Below are 14,838 nucleotides of genomic sequence, written 5' to 3'. Positions count from 1 at the left end.
CAGTCAGATGGCCGCTTTAAGAGTCACCCTTCGGGCCAGAACGAGAGCTTCCATGACTGCGTTGTGATCACTTGAAAGATCCAGATATTACTGCGTTATCACGCCTTGCCACGAAAGCTCTCGCTCTGGCTGAATGCGACCAACAAATGGGTTTCGAGTACTAGTTTATGGGCTAAAAACAGCTGAGATAAGTGAGAAATATTGGGTAAAACCATCGATGAATTCGATTCGTCCAATCAGTCATATCAATAAAAAAGCTTGAGAGACGTAAATGTTATGTTATAACATCCACAAAAATAACAAATATCGACTAAGTTTAGATCACCACACGCAGTGATTATTCAACACACACTAAGGAGCCTTCTGTGCCTGGAGTATACTCGCCGGTTATTTCCACTGACTTCAATTCCCAACTATCCAGTATGACTTCCCGAAAGAAAGTCACTCATAAGAGATGGGCATACAGCCGGATCGCAAAAGCGCTGATTCTGGCTGCAGTGTCAACAACAGCTACAGCTGAGGATTTCAAACCAAACTTCAGCCTGATCCTTGATGGCCATTACAAATCTGCTAACAGTGCCCTCAGCGAATATGAGAAAGGCTTTGGCCTGGGTCATGTTGAATTGGGAGTCAGTGCCGCCATTGATGATCTTTTCTATGGCAAATTCACAGGTGTAGTGCATGAGCACGACAATAAAACCGAGTTCGAGACAGAAGAAGCTTTCATCCAGACTCTGGCTCTTCCAGGTGGTTTGAGCGTTCGGGCAGGTCGATTCCTGTCGGATATCGGCTACCTTAATAGTCAGCACGCTCATACTGATTCATTTGTTGAAAGACCTGCCGCATACCGTGCAATGCTGGGGTCTCACTATTATGACGACGGTGTTCGCCTGAGTTATGTGATGCCTACCGATACTTTCTGGACAATCGGTACCGAAGCTTTTGGTGGTAACAAGATGCGGGCCGAAGGGTTAACTGACCCAAAATCAGTAGGGGTCTACACCGCTTTCTCTAAGATAGGTGGTGACTTTAATGAAGAGAACAGCTGGCAGCTGGGTCTGAGCTATCTGAGAAATGATAACGGGGCCAGCATTACCGGGCACGACGACCATGATGATGATCACGGTCATGAAGCTCACGGCCATGAAGAAGAAAGTGGTCACAACCATTCTCACGATGCTCAGTTCACCGGTAAGAACACTTATATTGCCGATGCAGTATGGAAATGGGCTCCAGATGGCAACTACAAGTACCGCAGCCTTACCCTGACCGGTGAATATCTGCAGACAGAGGATATCAGCGAGACCATCAAGGGTAATGAAAAGAATAAAGGTTTCTATCTGAGCAGCGTCTATCAGATGACGCCTCAGTGGGCAGTGGGCGCACGTTATGGTGAGTTCAAAGGTTACGAGGCTCACGGCGACCATTTCCATGAGAAGAACCTGAAAGAAAGTGAATTCATGGTGTCCTGGAGTCACTCTCATTTCTCTACAGTTAGACTGCAGTACACACATCAAACCGGCGATGGCTTTGAAAACATCAAGAATGACATCGTAACGCTTCAGTACGTTATGTCCCTGGGAGCTCATGATGCGCACACTTTCTAAGCTGCTACTGGCATCCGCCCTGGCTCTCCCGGTATCCAGTCACGCAGCACTGACTGTTTTTGCCTGTGAGCCAGAGTGGGCAGCATTGTCAGAAGAGATTGCACCTGGAGCCAAGATTTACACGGCCACGACCGCCAGACAGGACCCTCATCATATCCAGGCTCGTCCGGGATTGATCTCTAAAATGAGAAAGGCTGACATAGTCGTTTGCTCCGGAGCTGAACTGGAAATCGGCTGGCTGCCGGTTCTGCAAATGAAGTCAGCCAACCCTAATGTTCAGTCCAGAAACAAAGGATTGTTCTTTGCTGCTGATCAGGTAGAGACCATTGGCAAGCTGAAGAAAGTGGATCCAACCATGGGTGATGTTCATCCAGAGGGAAACCCTCACCTGCACCTTGATCCTTACCGGATGGAGAAAATCGCACAGGCACTGGCAGAACGCATGGCCAAGCTTGATCCTGAAAACAGGGATGAATACCTGAAGAACGCCAAAAAGTTCTCAGAAGACTGGGAAGTCAGCATCAAGCGCTGGGAAAAGGAAGCGGCTCCCCTGAAAGGTAAAAACCTGGTGACTTACCACAGCAACTTTGACTATCTGCTGGAATGGCTGGGCGTGAATGTTGTTGGAGATCTGGAACCCAAACCGGGTCTGCCACCTTCCAGTCAGCATCTGGCTTCACTCTTGGGCATGTCACGTAAGACTCATATTGACGCTATCGTGTACGCCTCCTACCAGGACAAGAAAGGAGCAGACTGGCTAAGTCAGAAAGCCGGTGTGCCGGCGACTGAACTCCCCATGTCTGTGGGCGGTAGTGAGCAGAGCACCAACCTGATCAGCTTGTATAACGACCTTATCCAAAAACTGCTCAAGGTCACCAGAAGTCCGGAAAACACATAAAACCACCTCAGGTTACATCAGCTTCTTATTCAACACTGGAGTTGATCACTGATTGGTTTTACGTGCAGTAATCAACATCGCAAATCGGCTTCTCGCCAGCTCTTATTCCGCCATGACAGCATTCTGTTGGCATTCGTTAAAAGAGCTAGTGGGAAGCTCGATACTTTATGACATTTCCGGGCTAGTTCATGATGGAATGGGATCTTCTCTCAATACTTTTGCCTGCCCTTGTGGCAGGCATCATCGTTTTCAGTACTCACTTGATTCTAGGATGGCAGGTGCTGGAGCGTGGCATTGTTTTTATGGATCTGGCCATTGCCCAGATCGCTGCCATGGGAGCCATCGTCGCTCATATCCTGTCGATGATGCATGCTCACAGCCATGATTCTCACCATGGGTCCATGGGGTTAGGGGTTCTCATGCCTTTCCTCTTTTCTATTGGTGGAGCGGGTCTGATCGCACTGCTGGCCAAATATGCAGAAAAAGAGCTGGAAGCTATTATTGGCTGCATTTACGTAGTCTCTGCTGCTTCTATCACTCTGCTTCTGGCCAGTGATCCACACGGGGCTGAGCATATTTCCAGAGCCCTTAACGGTCATATACTCTGGCTTGGCTGGCAGGACATGCTGGTTCCGGGCTTGGTGAGCATTGCATTTCTTGTAGGAGCGGCTTTCAGGCCACAGATCCTTAACGGAAAACTCTTTTACCCCATATTTGCCCTGATGGTGACACTCAGCGTCAAAATGGTGGGTGTCTATCTGGTATTCAGCGCGTTGATTATGCCAGCCTTGGCAGTCAACCAACTGTCGGGGAAGAAAGCCCTGACTCTCGGATACCTGGCAGGATTAACAGGATTGGTGCTAGGACTGGTGTTGTCGAGCCTTTATGACTTTCCTGGTGGAGCAACCATTGTCGTTAGCCTGGCTGCAGTCAGCACTGTGCTCAGAGTGATGAACAGGCGCTAATATGCAAGAAAGAGAGCGCCTTCGACTGGCCTCTCTTTCTATACCCGTTACCATTGAAGATGTGAGTAGGCGGCAAACGAACGAAGCCCCTTGAGCCTACGAACAGTAGGTGATTGGGGTGAGCGAGAGCAGCCAACAACCTCACATCTCCAAGGGTGATGGGTATATTACCTCAGGATTTCATTCACCAAAAACTCGAGCCTTAAATCCACAGACACTTTCGGTAGCTCCACGAGTTCATAACCCATGTCTCTATAAGCTTTGCTGAGAGCATGGTATGTGTCTTCTGCTTCAGAAAAGCTCTGCCTTCGTTCGGAATCCTGGCAATAGATAGGTTTCCAGGGAGGTGCGATTAGAACCGTTGGCTGATAACGATAGAGATGGACAGCTCCAAGAATATGAGACTCATCATTCAGCCCCATCAACCTTGAGTAACCAAGCACATCCACAATGCCACGATCAAAGAAGGTCACCGTATCGGACCTATTGGCATCCTCATAAGCTCTGATGTCTGCAGCAAGCATTAACTCCCTGAAAAGCCTCGTATCCTTCCCATGGACTCCTTCTCCTTCAATACTCAACTGAGCTTTAATAATCTGCCGGGCTTGCTCAGCAACGGTTGAATATCCATGCTTGGACAGGGTTTCAATCAGGGTAGATTTCCCAGCACCAGGTCCACCGGAAATCACGTAAAATGGTTTTATTTTATTTTTCACAAACGTATAAAAATTGCAGAATTACTGAGTCAAAGACCCAGTAATCGAGTGACAGTAAAGAAGTAAATCAGCATCCCGGTGATATCCACTACAGATGCCAGAACCGGACTCACCAGAACAGCCGGGTCGAGCCTGAAGCCTCTGGCCACCAGCGGCAACAATCCACCCAGTGTCGTAGAAATAACGACCTGTACGGCAATGGCCAGACCTATCGCCAGACCAACACTGTATATACCCATTCCTCCGGGCAGGGGAACATCGCCACTGAAAAGAACAACTCGGCCCACAATAACTGAAGCCAGAACCCCGGCAATCAGAAGCGAGATTCTAAACTCTTTCCAGAGCACTTTTGCCCAGTCAGCCAGTGTAATGTCATTGGTAGCCAGAGCCCTGACCACCAGGGTGGCAGCTTGAGAGCCCGTATTGCCGCCTGCCGCAGCGACGACAGGCATGTAGATGGCCAGTAGAACCAATGTACTGATGGCATCTTCGTATTTGGAAATAATTAAGCCCGATACAATCCCCATTAAGGCCAGACCTACAATCCAACCCACTCTTTCACGCACATGGGAGAGAACACTATTATCCAGATAATCTCCTGCTGGCTCAGCTTCACTGCTGATCAACCCCAGCACCATACTGATCTGTCTGGCCCGCCCTTCATGCCCGGACTCTTCAAGCTGCTCTAAAAGCTCATTGACTTCACGGAACGGCATTTCCGACAGAACATCAGTCGCCTGATTCAGGGTGAGACCTACAATAAACTCGCTGCGATCTTCCAGTGACATTCGGTGCATGAAAGCCAAAGCCTGGTGGAGATCAAATGCCGTGTCACTTGCTATCGGCTGTTCAAATACAGCCATATCTACTGCTGCCATAGCGATCCTCCCGGATGGGCAAATAGATACCTCCTGATAACCAGAAAATGACAAAGCAATGTCACGCAAAAAGCCTACTATACGACTATAGCCAAATACCAAAAGTCGGCTGCTGGTTTCTAAATAACTGAGTGAGTAAGAAGTGAAGACAGGGAAGGGATATTCAATGCCGAAGTTCTGATGGCTCCGGCTGATTGCAGGATACCGTCAGAAGCTCAATTCGCTCCTTACTTTCGTACTCGGAGGTTGATCGGTATCCATAATGCAATCCTGATAACTTTTAACGGGAAATAGCAGCCAATATTGAACGCACAATTAAGCGGGGCTGCTAATGGCGGAGGATCATACTCCTGAAGAAAAAGACTGGCAAGATCGTACTACTACCAGAATCCAGCCAGTCAGTTACTGTTCAGATTACGCCATTTTTGGACGGGGCTTCAGGTAAAAGACAATATATCGAATAGCAACATAAGCCACTATGGCTGTGGCCACCCAGAGTTCAATGCGTCCCAATTGATGGATAAGATCGGCGAAGACACCTTCTACTTTGCCTTCCAGTTTCAGTAGGGCGGTTGCACCAATCACCATAGGAAAGGTGAATGCAGCATAGCCTGGAGAAAATGGCAGTCTCAGCAATTTGATGAAAGCCATATAGACCATCGCTGTCATGAAAATAGCCAAAGGAGCCAGAATACTGATCATGATCAGGCTGGGGTTATCTGTGATAGTCAGATAGCCTGCCAGAGACAGACTGGCTGGTGCCCCCATAATGGCGAAGGTTGGCAGTGCCGCATCAGGAATAGTGCTTTTGAACATCAGACGGTACAGCATGACAGGCAACTTCACGAAGTAGCACAGCAAGCCAAAAATAAACAGCCCATGTACCAGAGGTCCAAAGCCCATACCCGGGCTGGTAACAGCCGCAACAATAATGCCTACTGGCGGTACAAACCAGCTGGGAACCATATGCTCAATATCAAAATCTCTAACTCTATGGGTGACAAAACCCAGCAACAGAATCAAGTGAGTAACCACCGCTGCAACCCAAAGAGCCCGGGCTGCAAATTCAGAGTAAGGCATGATAGCGGAAGCAATGACCATAATAGCCATGGCACAGGTGGGCATAACACTGCTAACCACAGGGTGTGACAGATCTTCACGAATCAGGTGCGGGTGCAGAATAAATTTCAGCAGCACTTTGAGAACCAGGATAGCGGCAATAATAGCCGCTGTGAGCTTCAGTCCCTGAGACTGATCAGGCATGATCAAAGACCAGGCCCCTCCAAGGCTGGCAATGCCCAGAGCAAGGCCTCCGAGAGGGGTGGGAACGCGGCTTAATCTTGATACCAAGCCATTTGTGCGACCAGTTTTTGCAGTCTTATTCATCTTGCTTATTACCGAGAGTGTATGTCATTCGCTCATATTGTTTAGAGCAGTTATTTAATTAGGTATGAAGTAAAATAGCGCGTTTATAGAATAATAAAATTCAAACTTTTTCATGACATAGATCAATAAAACTTATACTCGAGAGAACACTATGTTCCCCGATGAAAACGGGTCTGGGAAGAAAAAGGACTGGATTATAAACAGACAGATTGAGTCACTATTCACAGTACAACCAGACATAAAATCTCTGTGAAGTCAGATTAATCAGAGAGCACTCTTAATTAAGATCCCCTGACCATTTCATAGTAAAATGCACGGCTCTATCCGAAAACCCAGCCATCATTTATGTCGCCAGATAGCAACGATTCACCTGAAAGCAACCATGAAACCTTCAGCCTGCAAGTACTCCAGTGGTTTGATGTACACGGCCGCAAAAACCTGCCGTGGCAGAAGAACATTAACCCTTACCGGGTCTGGATCAGTGAGGTCATGCTTCAACAGACGCAGGTAGCCACTGTTATTCCTTACTTTGAAAACTTCATGGCACGCTTTCCGAACGTTTCCGATCTTGCTTCGGCCGAGACGGATGATGTGCTTCATCTGTGGAGCGGGCTGGGATATTACAGCAGGGCCAGAAACCTGCACAAGGCAGCAAAGATGGTTATGGAAACATTTTCTGGTGAGTTTCCCCGTTCCGTTGATGCATTAACTCAATTACCTGGAATTGGTTTATCCACTGCCGGAGCCATTGCTTCTATCAGCATGGATATTCGCGCGCCGATTCTCGATGGCAATGTAAAAAGGGTTTTGGCCCGCTATCAGGCAGTTTCTGGCTGGCCCGGGCAGTCTGCTGTTGCAAAGCAACTCTGGAGTATTGCTGAAGCGCTCACCCCTGATCATCGTAATGCAGATTACACCCAAGCCATGATGGACCTGGGTGCCATGATCTGTGCCCGAACCAAGCCTTCCTGTTTGATCTGCCCGTTACAACAGAACTGTCTGGCCCATGCAGCCGGAGAAGAAACCCATTACCCGGAATCCAAACCTAAAAAAACAAAGCCGGAACGATCAGTAAGAATGTTAATGGTGATTAATGAGTTTGGAGAAGTGCTGCTGGAAAAAAGACCACCGTCTGGTATTTGGGGAGGACTCTGGGGTTTTCCGGAAATTCAGAATGATGAAGTATTACCTGAAGCTGCTCAAACAAAGACAGGGCTGAACCTTGAGAGTTTTGAAGAATGGCAGTCGTTTCGCCACACCTTCAGCCACTACCATCTGGATATCACTCCGGTTAAAACATTTGCTGCCATCACAACATCAGTAGCAGATGGTGATCGCTGGCACTGGTTTCAACCCGATCAGCCTTCAGAATTGGGACTGGCAGCACCGGTCAGCAAACTGTTAAGTAAAATCAGACGGAGCCTATAAAGCTCCGTTATCCGTGTCCGGCAAGCCAGGGAAGGTAGCTAAAGGTATTGCTTGGAGTGTGAGGTCTTGTTTCAGGAATGGACTACTGATTAAGAATCTTTCTTTTTATCTTCAACCAGCTTCTTCAGGACTTTCACGTCTTCATCTGTGTGTGGGCGAGCCAGGAATTTATGCTCCAGAGCTTCCTCCAAACTCATACGACTGTCAGGGTCAGGATGGAGTAAGCCATTCACAAACTTCACATACTCGGTTTCATCATTAGCCGGATAATACCCGGGCAGGTTTGCTACGTAGCGCCATGTGAGATCACATACGGTGACCAGTGAATCCACCCCATACTTATCGATCAAAATTTCGTTTACTTTGTCATAATGATCTTGTTCTATAGGGCTGTTGACTGAAATGGGTAGCAGCGCTTGCCAGCCACCTTTACGTTCTTGCTTTTCAAAGGCTTTCATCGGGAAATAAAGCCTGTACCCCAAGGCTCCTCTTTCGTTTTTACCCAAATCTCCAATAACAGCGCCTGCTGTAAAGTACTCAAACCCCTGTGGAGTAGACTCTCCAATCGAGTATGTCATTTGTCCTATGCTGTAGCTGTTCATCAGTTTGGAAGCGGTAACGGTTCCCTCAGAATTCCTCATGTACTCCAAGGCCTGCGGAGACATGTAAAGCTCGTGACCTGGCTTAATATCTTTTCCGTCTTCCCCGGAACAACCAAAATCAATCACTTTCACTCTCAGGTCATTTTTGTCCAGCATAAAGTTTTCCGGCTTTACATCCGCATGGACAATTCCAGACTTTTCCAAATGGACCAATCCCTGAATAGATTCCCGAATCAGATACCTCGAAACCCCCCAGTAATCGCTGTATGAGATTTCACCACTTTGGTACATGCTTCTCAGCTGATTGAATACACTATCTAGAGCGCGCCCTTCTACCAGATCCATAATCAGACCTTCCATAGAGTCAACTCTGTGAACCCCATAGAGAGTAAGAACATTTTCACTGAGAGGCATTTCGGCCAGTAAGTCCGCTTCATGCCTGAGACTGTCTATCTTTCCCTCGCTTTCCGGCAGTTTGATGGCCAGTTTGGGGGCCGAATTGCTTTCATCAAGACTTTCCAGCCTGCAAACATGGCCATAAGAGCCCCGACCTAGTTGCGCCCCTATCGACATTTGTTCCAAAGGGACCGGAAGGTCTTCTTCATTCATACTCATTGTTCTGCCAAATGAGACTTTTTTGAATGACTCTGTCAGCAAAAAAGGTTCTGTAGGAGTGGATGTTGACGATGATGAATGTGAAGAGAAGTCAGATCGATAAGCTGAATCACATTGATCACTATCCGAAGAAAGACTGCTGCCTGATGGTGAGGATAAAGGCGAATGGACAGGAGAAGAGGAAGATGAAACTGAAGATGAGTTTATTCCTGAGCCTGACTCGGAGTCTGATTGATAGTCGGAGTCATCAGAGATTTTGAGCTCCAACTCACTATCTGAAGAAAGTTCAGTGACTTCACGTTGATCAAATCGGCCCTTCTTCGCCTCGCTAGGCTGATTCTCCTGAGTTTCATCAGCGCTCACAGAAGCAAGATGTCTCAGTGCACTGGCACTCTTTCGGTCCATCGAGTCCATCGGTATCTTCCCACTAAATCATTGATATATTTCTTTTAAATTAAGCATAGCTTCTTAGATAAAAAACCAGAATACGGGCTGATCAGCGGCGATCAGTGTTAGAAATGTGGTGTTTTCTGTGCTCTAAAACTGGTCAGGCCTGAGAATTTAACCTGTAATGGCTTTAACCTGAGCACTCTACGATGGAGTATTATCGTGATGCGACTCTCAGCCACACTTCTGACTTGCCTGCTAACTCTTCTGCCAGCTAGCCTTCTGGCCAGCTGGTCTACATCAAGTTACGAGAAAGAAGGTTTTATACTGCCTTATCAACTTTATTCACCCTCTCTATCAGCCGATGAAAAAGTCCCGCTGGTGATCTATCTACATAATGCTATTGAAGCGGGAAAAGATAATAAAAAGCAGCTCTATACGGGCCAAAATATCGGACCTGACTATTTTGCCAATCCCCGTATTCAGGATATGCAGAAAGCGTATGTACTGGCACCTCAGACTCCAAAAGACCTGTTTTGGGTGAAAGTCCCTCCAGGAGAGTACAACTATCAGGAAATCCCCACCTCTACCGCTCTTTCAGCCCTGCTGGCGCTGGTCAGCCAGCTGGCCTCTCGTTCTGATGTGGATCAAAACTGGATTTATCTGGCCGGTCATGCCCAGGGGGGAAGCGCCGTCTGGTTTGCGGCTTTAACGACTCCCGACCTGTTTGCAGCCATTGCTCCCATTGCCGGCTCAGGCAGCCCTGATGCAGCCAAAAGACTCATCCACATGCCTATTTGGACATTTCATGGCGATGCGGACAAAGTCTCACCTGTTCTGTATACCCGCAATATGGTGGATGCCATTGTTAAGGAAGGCGGCAGTACAGCACTCCTGCGTTACACAGAAATAGAAGGTGGCGATCATGAGTCTGCCTGGCGTCTGGCATTCACAGGTAAACAGTTATGGGAGTGGTTCCTCAAACAGAGGAAATAGGAGCATGCATACCCGGTCTGTGCACCTGCACAGACCTCAATAGCCCCCAAAGGCAATAAAACATTTCTCATCCTTAGAGATGAAAAAGGTTTCGAGTTAAACTAGTCGAACTCAATGAAAAGAATTCAAAATTCAACATGAACGGCACATTTAAAGAATATTTCACAGGGTGGCTGTCTCTTTCCCTTTTGATAATCAACACCCTATTGCTCAGCCTGCCGCTGCTCTGCTTCTCTCTTTTGAAACTTATTATTCCCTTAAAAGGCTTCCGACGTTTAATGGGGCGTTTGGCCAATGCCAGTGCTGAAACCTGGATCAGCATCAACTCTATTTGGATTAAAGGGTTACTGGGAATAAAGCTGAATGTTACCGGACTGAATGGATTAAATCCCAAGGGCTATTACCTGGTCACGGCTAATCATCAGAGCTGGGCTGATATTCTACTGATGCAGCACCTGCTGAACAGAAAAATCCCCTTAATGAAGTTCTTTCTCAAGCAAGAGTTGATTTACGTTCCGGTCATTGGCCTATGTTGGTGGGCTCTGGATTTTCCTTTCATGAAGCGCCACAGCAAAGCCTACCTTAAAAAGCACCCGGAAAAGCACGGCAAAGATCTGGAAAGCACTCTGAAAGCTTGTGAAAAGTTCAAAACAATGCCGGTTTCGATCGTGAACTACCTTGAAGGTACTCGCTTTACCGAAGCAAAACACAATAAGCAACAATCACCCTTTAAGCATCTTTTGAAGCCCCGGGCTGGCGGTATCAGCTATGTGATTGGAGCCTTGGGTGAACAGGTGAGAACCCTTCTGAATATCACCATTGTTTATCATCAGGAAAACCAGCTGGGATTCTGGGACTTACTGTGTGGACGAATCAACAGTGTCAGTATCCACTTTGAACAGCAAACCATTCCTGCATCCTTTACAGGTCGCAACTACCAGCAGGACGCCGATTTTCGCAACGATTTTCAGGCATGGGTTAACCAGCTGTGGGAAGATAAGGATCAATTGATTCAACAATTGAATGACAAACCAGAACGAATCGTCACAGGGAAAATTGACTCTGCAGCCAATACATCGAACGAGCCTGCCTGAAACAAGCAACCTGCGGGGTTGAAGTAAATTCAGCCTCGTTTCTAATAAAGCAACGCTCTCTACTCCCAACTCATTCGTTTTCCTAGTAAAATACTCAAGTATTATCAACCAGCAACATACTGCCTTGCGCGGATATGCCTGAAAGGCTGTATGGATAACACTTGAATGAATAAAAACCTGGATCAGCTCAATTTTAATAACCGCTTTGGCCAACTGCCGGAAGCATTCTACACCCGCCTTCAGGCCACACCGCTGGATAACCCCAAGTTGGTAGCTGTAAGTCAGAAAGCAGCTGACCTGTTAGACCTGGAGCTGAACGATACCTGCAAAGAACAATTAATCCAGGTCAGTGGAGGCTTAAACGTTTTAGAGGGCTCTGATCCCCTGGCCATGATTTACTCCGGACACCAGTTTGGCAGCTATAACCCTCAACTGGGCGATGGTCGGGGATTACTTCTGGGAGAAGTCACCAATAGCAAAGGTGAAAGTTGGGACCTGCATTTAAAAGGGGCCGGTGCAACACCCTACTCCCGTTTTGGCGATGGGCGTGCCGTTTTGCGTTCCTGCATTCGTGAATACCTGGCTTCTGAAGCGTTGTTTCATCTAGGTATTCCTACAACCCGTGCACTCAGTATTATCACCAGTGATACTCCCGTTTACAGGGAAACAGAAGAACGTGGTTCCACCTTGCTAAGGCTGGCAAAAACCCACATTCGCTTCGGCCATTTTGAATACTTCTGTTATACAAAACAGCACGATGCATTAAAGAATCTGGCTGATTTTACCATCCAGAATTATTTTTCAGAGCTGCTCGATCAAGACAATAAATACAGCTTGTTTTTCAAGTCGGTTGTTGAAAAGACCGCTCACATGATTGCGCTCTGGCAAGCTAATGGCTTTGCTCATGGCGTTATGAACACCGACAATATGAGCATTCTTGGAGAAACCTTTGATTACGGGCCTTATGGCTTTCAGGATGACTTTGACTGGCACTACATTTGTAATCATTCGGACCATTCCGGTCGTTATGCCTTCAGCCAGCAGCCCGATATTGGCTATTGGAACTGTGGTCGGTTAGCCCAGGTACTGGTGCCCCTGATCGATGATGTCACGGCTCTGCAAAAAACACTCGACACCTATCCCACGCTCTACTCAGCTAAATACCTTTCGTTGATGAGTGAAAAGCTGGGGCTGCGGGAAGAAGAAGCAGAAGATTCAGAACTGATTAAGGATCTACTGCAGTTGCTCCATGAGCAACATGTGGACTACACCCTGTTTTTCAGAGCGCTCTGTGATTACCTTCCTGGTCAGGAGTCTCCGGAGTTGACGGCTCTGTGTAACGAGCCCGACTCCCTCAAAAGCTGGCTGGAGCGCTATGATGAGAGGATTCGTCGTAACCTTGAGCCAGATCTGCAGCGTCAACAGAGAATGAAACAGATAAACCCCAAATACATTCTGCGAAACTACCTTGCACAAAATGCGATCGAGAAAGCAGAAAAAGGGGATTACCATGAAATCGAACAGCTCATGACGGTACTTCAGTCACCTTATGATGAGCACCCGGATCTGGAACATTACGCTCAAAGGCCCCCGGAATGGGGCAAAAAGCTGGAAGTCAGCTGCTCGTCCTGACGTATTGTTTCCTATACCATTCACCCACATCACAGATTTAACGAAGGGGATTTCAATGGCCCGTACTGTACATTGCGTAAAACTCAAGAAAGAAGCCGAAGGCCTAACTGTACCTCCTCTGCCTGGCCCCAAAGGCCAGTGGGTGTATGAAAATGTTTCACAGGCCGCCTGGACTGAGTGGCAGGCTCACCAAACCCGTCTGATCAATGAAAAGCATCTCAGCCTGCTGGATCTGGACACTCGCAAATACCTCACCGAACAAATGGACAAGTTCTTTGCCGGTGAAGAGTATGACGCGGCAGAAGGTTTTGTTCCCGAACAAAAATAGACTTAAACAAAAGCCGGAAGCCCCTGTTTGAATATCAGCTTCCGGCGTGTTGATCTAACACCCGTCGATCAATCCATCAGCATCGGTGGAAGTGTATAAACTGCCACCCTGCCTCCCCAGGAAGAATGAATACCCTGTATAACAATGCCTATATTGTTCACCTCAGAACAGTCAGTAATGAGTATTACTGGTGCCAACCGGTTGCCTGCACAGAAGTGAGCAGCAACGTCAGAGAACATCCATATGAATCAATATTTTAATTGAAGCGGCATAAATATAGCCGAGATCAAAAACCTCACTTTATAATAAGTGCGAATACTCTATACCGGTCTGACCATATGAACATCAAAGACATTTCCATCTCAAACAACAAGAAGAAGCAAATTCTCTCCGCCATCAGCGACCACTCCATCCTCTTTCAGGAAGAAAATGGCGATATTGTTGTCGACACCCAAGCCTACCAAACCTACAAGGAAGAAAAGGGGCTGGCACCGATTGAAGAAATTACTGAACTGGAGTCCCTGGAAGAGCTGGCAGACTATGTCGTTTTCCAATAAATATGCCGGTACTAGCGCTTCATTATCTTTCTAAACGCTTGATCCAGCCCGCTTTTTTCACCCAAAAGACGGAAAATCGCTATACCCGACTTGACTCCGAGTAGGGAAATCCGTTTAATACGCCTCGCACATCTTCTCGTCTAAAGAGTCGTGACATGCCTGGGTAGCTCAGTTGGTAGAGCAGCGGATTGAAAATCCGCGTGTCGGTGGTTCGATTCCGCCCCTAGGCACCATACAGCCATAGTCAATATGGTTAGTACGGTGCAACGAATTGGAAGAAAGATGTAACGCCTGGATAGCTCAGTTGGTAGAGCAGCGGATTGAAAATCCGCGTGTCGATGGTTCGATTCCGTCTCTAGGCACCATATATAAAAAGCCTCGCATTCGCGGGGCTTTTTTGTTTGTGTCGATACTCATTCTCACCAGTCATCAGAACTACTAATATGATGAGAGTATTTATTCACTGAGCCACTAGTCATGAATCGTCGTAAAAAAGGCAACCAGATTTTAAAGGCTAAAGCCAAAAGAGCTAAGGCTAAGCTGTCTCCTAAAAACAACAAACCCAAGTACGTCAGCAAAGCTGATCGTGCCAGACTAGAATCAGAAGCCAGCCAGGACTCACCTCTTAGGGGTACAGCAATTAATAATTTACCGGCTCTGGCACAATAGCAACATCCCACTTTCGTAACTCAGGGTTTCGTATGATGTAAGGTTGAATTTCCTTCAATTCAGCTTTACTGAGCTTCACT

General features: G+C 47.3%; 14 protein-coding genes and 2 tRNA genes. 12 read left to right on the top strand and 4 right to left on the bottom strand.

Annotation, left to right across the window (positions count from 1 at the left end; genetic code table 11):
* Positions 1-365: 365 nt before the first annotated feature.
* The 3 genes from ACR2PX_RS24385 (at position 366) to ACR2PX_RS24375 (ending at position 3,470) form a co-directional block, all read left to right on the top strand.
* Complete coding sequence (locus ACR2PX_RS24385; RefSeq protein ID WP_434001953.1) at positions 366-1,607, top strand: hypothetical protein; 1,242 nt, start codon at positions 366-368, stop codon at positions 1,605-1,607.
* Positions 1,591-2,505 (top strand): metal ABC transporter solute-binding protein, Zn/Mn family, encoded by a 915-nt coding sequence (locus ACR2PX_RS24380; RefSeq protein WP_434001952.1) that lies wholly within the window; start codon positions 1,591-1,593, stop codon positions 2,503-2,505. The genes ACR2PX_RS24385 and ACR2PX_RS24380 overlap by 17 nt, the downstream gene beginning before the upstream one ends.
* 188 nt (positions 2,506-2,693) lie before the next feature.
* On the top strand, positions 2,694-3,470 hold the full coding sequence (locus ACR2PX_RS24375) for a metal ABC transporter permease (RefSeq protein WP_434001951.1): 777 nt from the start codon (positions 2,694-2,696) through the stop codon (positions 3,468-3,470).
* A 167-nt stretch (positions 3,471-3,637) separates the two neighbouring features.
* Here the strand turns inward: ACR2PX_RS24375 and ACR2PX_RS24370 are convergent, their stop codons facing one another.
* The 3 genes from ACR2PX_RS24370 to ACR2PX_RS24360 form a co-directional block, all read right to left on the bottom strand.
* A complete protein-coding gene (locus tag ACR2PX_RS24370) occupies positions 3,638-4,186 on the bottom strand; it encodes an AAA family ATPase (protein ID WP_434001950.1) in 549 nt (182 codons plus the stop codon).
* Between the two features lie 29 nt (positions 4,187-4,215).
* Entirely contained in the window at positions 4,216-5,064 is an 849-nt protein-coding gene (locus ACR2PX_RS24365) for a magnesium transporter (protein WP_434001949.1), read from the bottom strand.
* A 414-nt stretch (positions 5,065-5,478) separates the two neighbouring features.
* Positions 5,479-6,450: a TDT family transporter gene (locus ACR2PX_RS24360; protein ID WP_434001948.1), complete on the bottom strand. Its 972-nt coding sequence runs from the start codon at positions 6,448-6,450 to the stop codon at positions 5,479-5,481.
* A gap of 345 nt (positions 6,451-6,795) precedes the next feature.
* On the opposite strand from ACR2PX_RS24360, the gene mutY reads away from it, so the two are divergent.
* Entirely contained in the window at positions 6,796-7,878 is a 1,083-nt protein-coding gene (gene mutY, locus ACR2PX_RS24355; RefSeq protein WP_434001947.1) for an A/G-specific adenine glycosylase, read from the top strand.
* An 89-nt stretch (positions 7,879-7,967) separates the two neighbouring features.
* Here mutY and ACR2PX_RS24350 read toward each other — a convergent pair whose 3' ends face one another.
* Positions 7,968-9,095, bottom strand: coding sequence for a protein kinase domain-containing protein (locus tag ACR2PX_RS24350; protein ID WP_434001946.1), 1,128 nt, complete (start codon positions 9,093-9,095; stop codon positions 7,968-7,970).
* A gap of 609 nt (positions 9,096-9,704) precedes the next feature.
* Here ACR2PX_RS24350 and ACR2PX_RS24345 point away from each other — a divergent pair.
* From ACR2PX_RS24345 to ACR2PX_RS24310, 8 genes are all read left to right on the top strand, one after another.
* The gene (locus ACR2PX_RS24345; RefSeq protein WP_434001945.1) at positions 9,705-10,478 is read left to right on the top strand and encodes a prolyl oligopeptidase family serine peptidase; all 774 of its coding nucleotides are present in this window, start codon (positions 9,705-9,707) and stop codon (positions 10,476-10,478) included.
* A 137-nt stretch (positions 10,479-10,615) separates the two neighbouring features.
* Entirely contained in the window at positions 10,616-11,572 is a 957-nt protein-coding gene (locus ACR2PX_RS24340; RefSeq protein ID WP_434001944.1) for an acyltransferase, read from the top strand.
* A 165-nt stretch (positions 11,573-11,737) separates the two neighbouring features.
* On the top strand, positions 11,738-13,204 hold the full coding sequence (locus ACR2PX_RS24335) for a protein adenylyltransferase SelO (protein WP_434001943.1): 1,467 nt from the start codon (positions 11,738-11,740) through the stop codon (positions 13,202-13,204).
* A gap of 55 nt (positions 13,205-13,259) precedes the next feature.
* A complete protein-coding gene (locus ACR2PX_RS24330; RefSeq protein WP_434001942.1) occupies positions 13,260-13,532 on the top strand; it encodes an oxidative damage protection protein in 273 nt (90 codons plus the stop codon).
* 338 nt (positions 13,533-13,870) lie between these two features.
* Positions 13,871-14,089 carry a hypothetical protein gene (locus ACR2PX_RS24325; protein WP_434001941.1) on the top strand — a complete coding sequence of 73 codons (219 nt, stop codon included), beginning with the start codon at positions 13,871-13,873 and terminating at the stop codon, positions 14,087-14,089.
* 157 nt (positions 14,090-14,246) lie between these two features.
* Positions 14,247-14,322, top strand: a tRNA-Phe gene (locus ACR2PX_RS24320).
* Between the two features lie 56 nt (positions 14,323-14,378).
* Positions 14,379-14,454, top strand: a tRNA-Phe gene (locus ACR2PX_RS24315).
* 112 nt (positions 14,455-14,566) lie between these two features.
* The gene (locus ACR2PX_RS24310) at positions 14,567-14,758 is read left to right on the top strand and encodes a DUF2986 domain-containing protein (protein WP_434001940.1); all 192 of its coding nucleotides are present in this window, start codon (positions 14,567-14,569) and stop codon (positions 14,756-14,758) included.
* Positions 14,759-14,838: the final 80 nt, after the last annotated feature.

This window comes from Endozoicomonas sp., assembly GCF_051008435.1.
In the GTDB taxonomy this organism is placed as follows: Bacteria; Pseudomonadota; Gammaproteobacteria; order Pseudomonadales; family Endozoicomonadaceae; genus Endozoicomonas_A.
This window is presented reverse-complemented; position numbering and strand designations above follow the sequence as displayed.

Coding starts and splice junctions, on each gene's coding strand:
- ACR2PX_RS24340 (WP_434001944.1), top strand. CDS start 10,616: ATGAACGGCACATTTAAAGAATATTTCACAGGGTGGCTGTCTCTTTCC.
- ACR2PX_RS24350 (WP_434001946.1), bottom strand. CDS start 9,095: ATGAGTATGAATGAAGAAGACCTTCCGGTCCCTTTGGAACAAATGTCG.
- ACR2PX_RS24365 (WP_434001949.1), bottom strand. CDS start 5,064: ATGGCAGCAGTAGATATGGCTGTATTTGAACAGCCGATAGCAAGTGAC.
- ACR2PX_RS24335 (WP_434001943.1), top strand. CDS start 11,738: ATGAATAAAAACCTGGATCAGCTCAATTTTAATAACCGCTTTGGCCAA.
- ACR2PX_RS24380 (WP_434001952.1), top strand. CDS start 1,591: ATGCGCACACTTTCTAAGCTGCTACTGGCATCCGCCCTGGCTCTCCCG.
- ACR2PX_RS24310 (WP_434001940.1), top strand. CDS start 14,567: ATGAATCGTCGTAAAAAAGGCAACCAGATTTTAAAGGCTAAAGCCAAA.
- ACR2PX_RS24375 (WP_434001951.1), top strand. CDS start 2,694: ATGATGGAATGGGATCTTCTCTCAATACTTTTGCCTGCCCTTGTGGCA.
- ACR2PX_RS24360 (WP_434001948.1), bottom strand. CDS start 6,450: ATGAATAAGACTGCAAAAACTGGTCGCACAAATGGCTTGGTATCAAGA.
- ACR2PX_RS24325 (WP_434001941.1), top strand. CDS start 13,871: ATGAACATCAAAGACATTTCCATCTCAAACAACAAGAAGAAGCAAATT.
- ACR2PX_RS24330 (WP_434001942.1), top strand. CDS start 13,260: ATGGCCCGTACTGTACATTGCGTAAAACTCAAGAAAGAAGCCGAAGGC.
- mutY (WP_434001947.1), top strand. CDS start 6,796: ATGTCGCCAGATAGCAACGATTCACCTGAAAGCAACCATGAAACCTTC.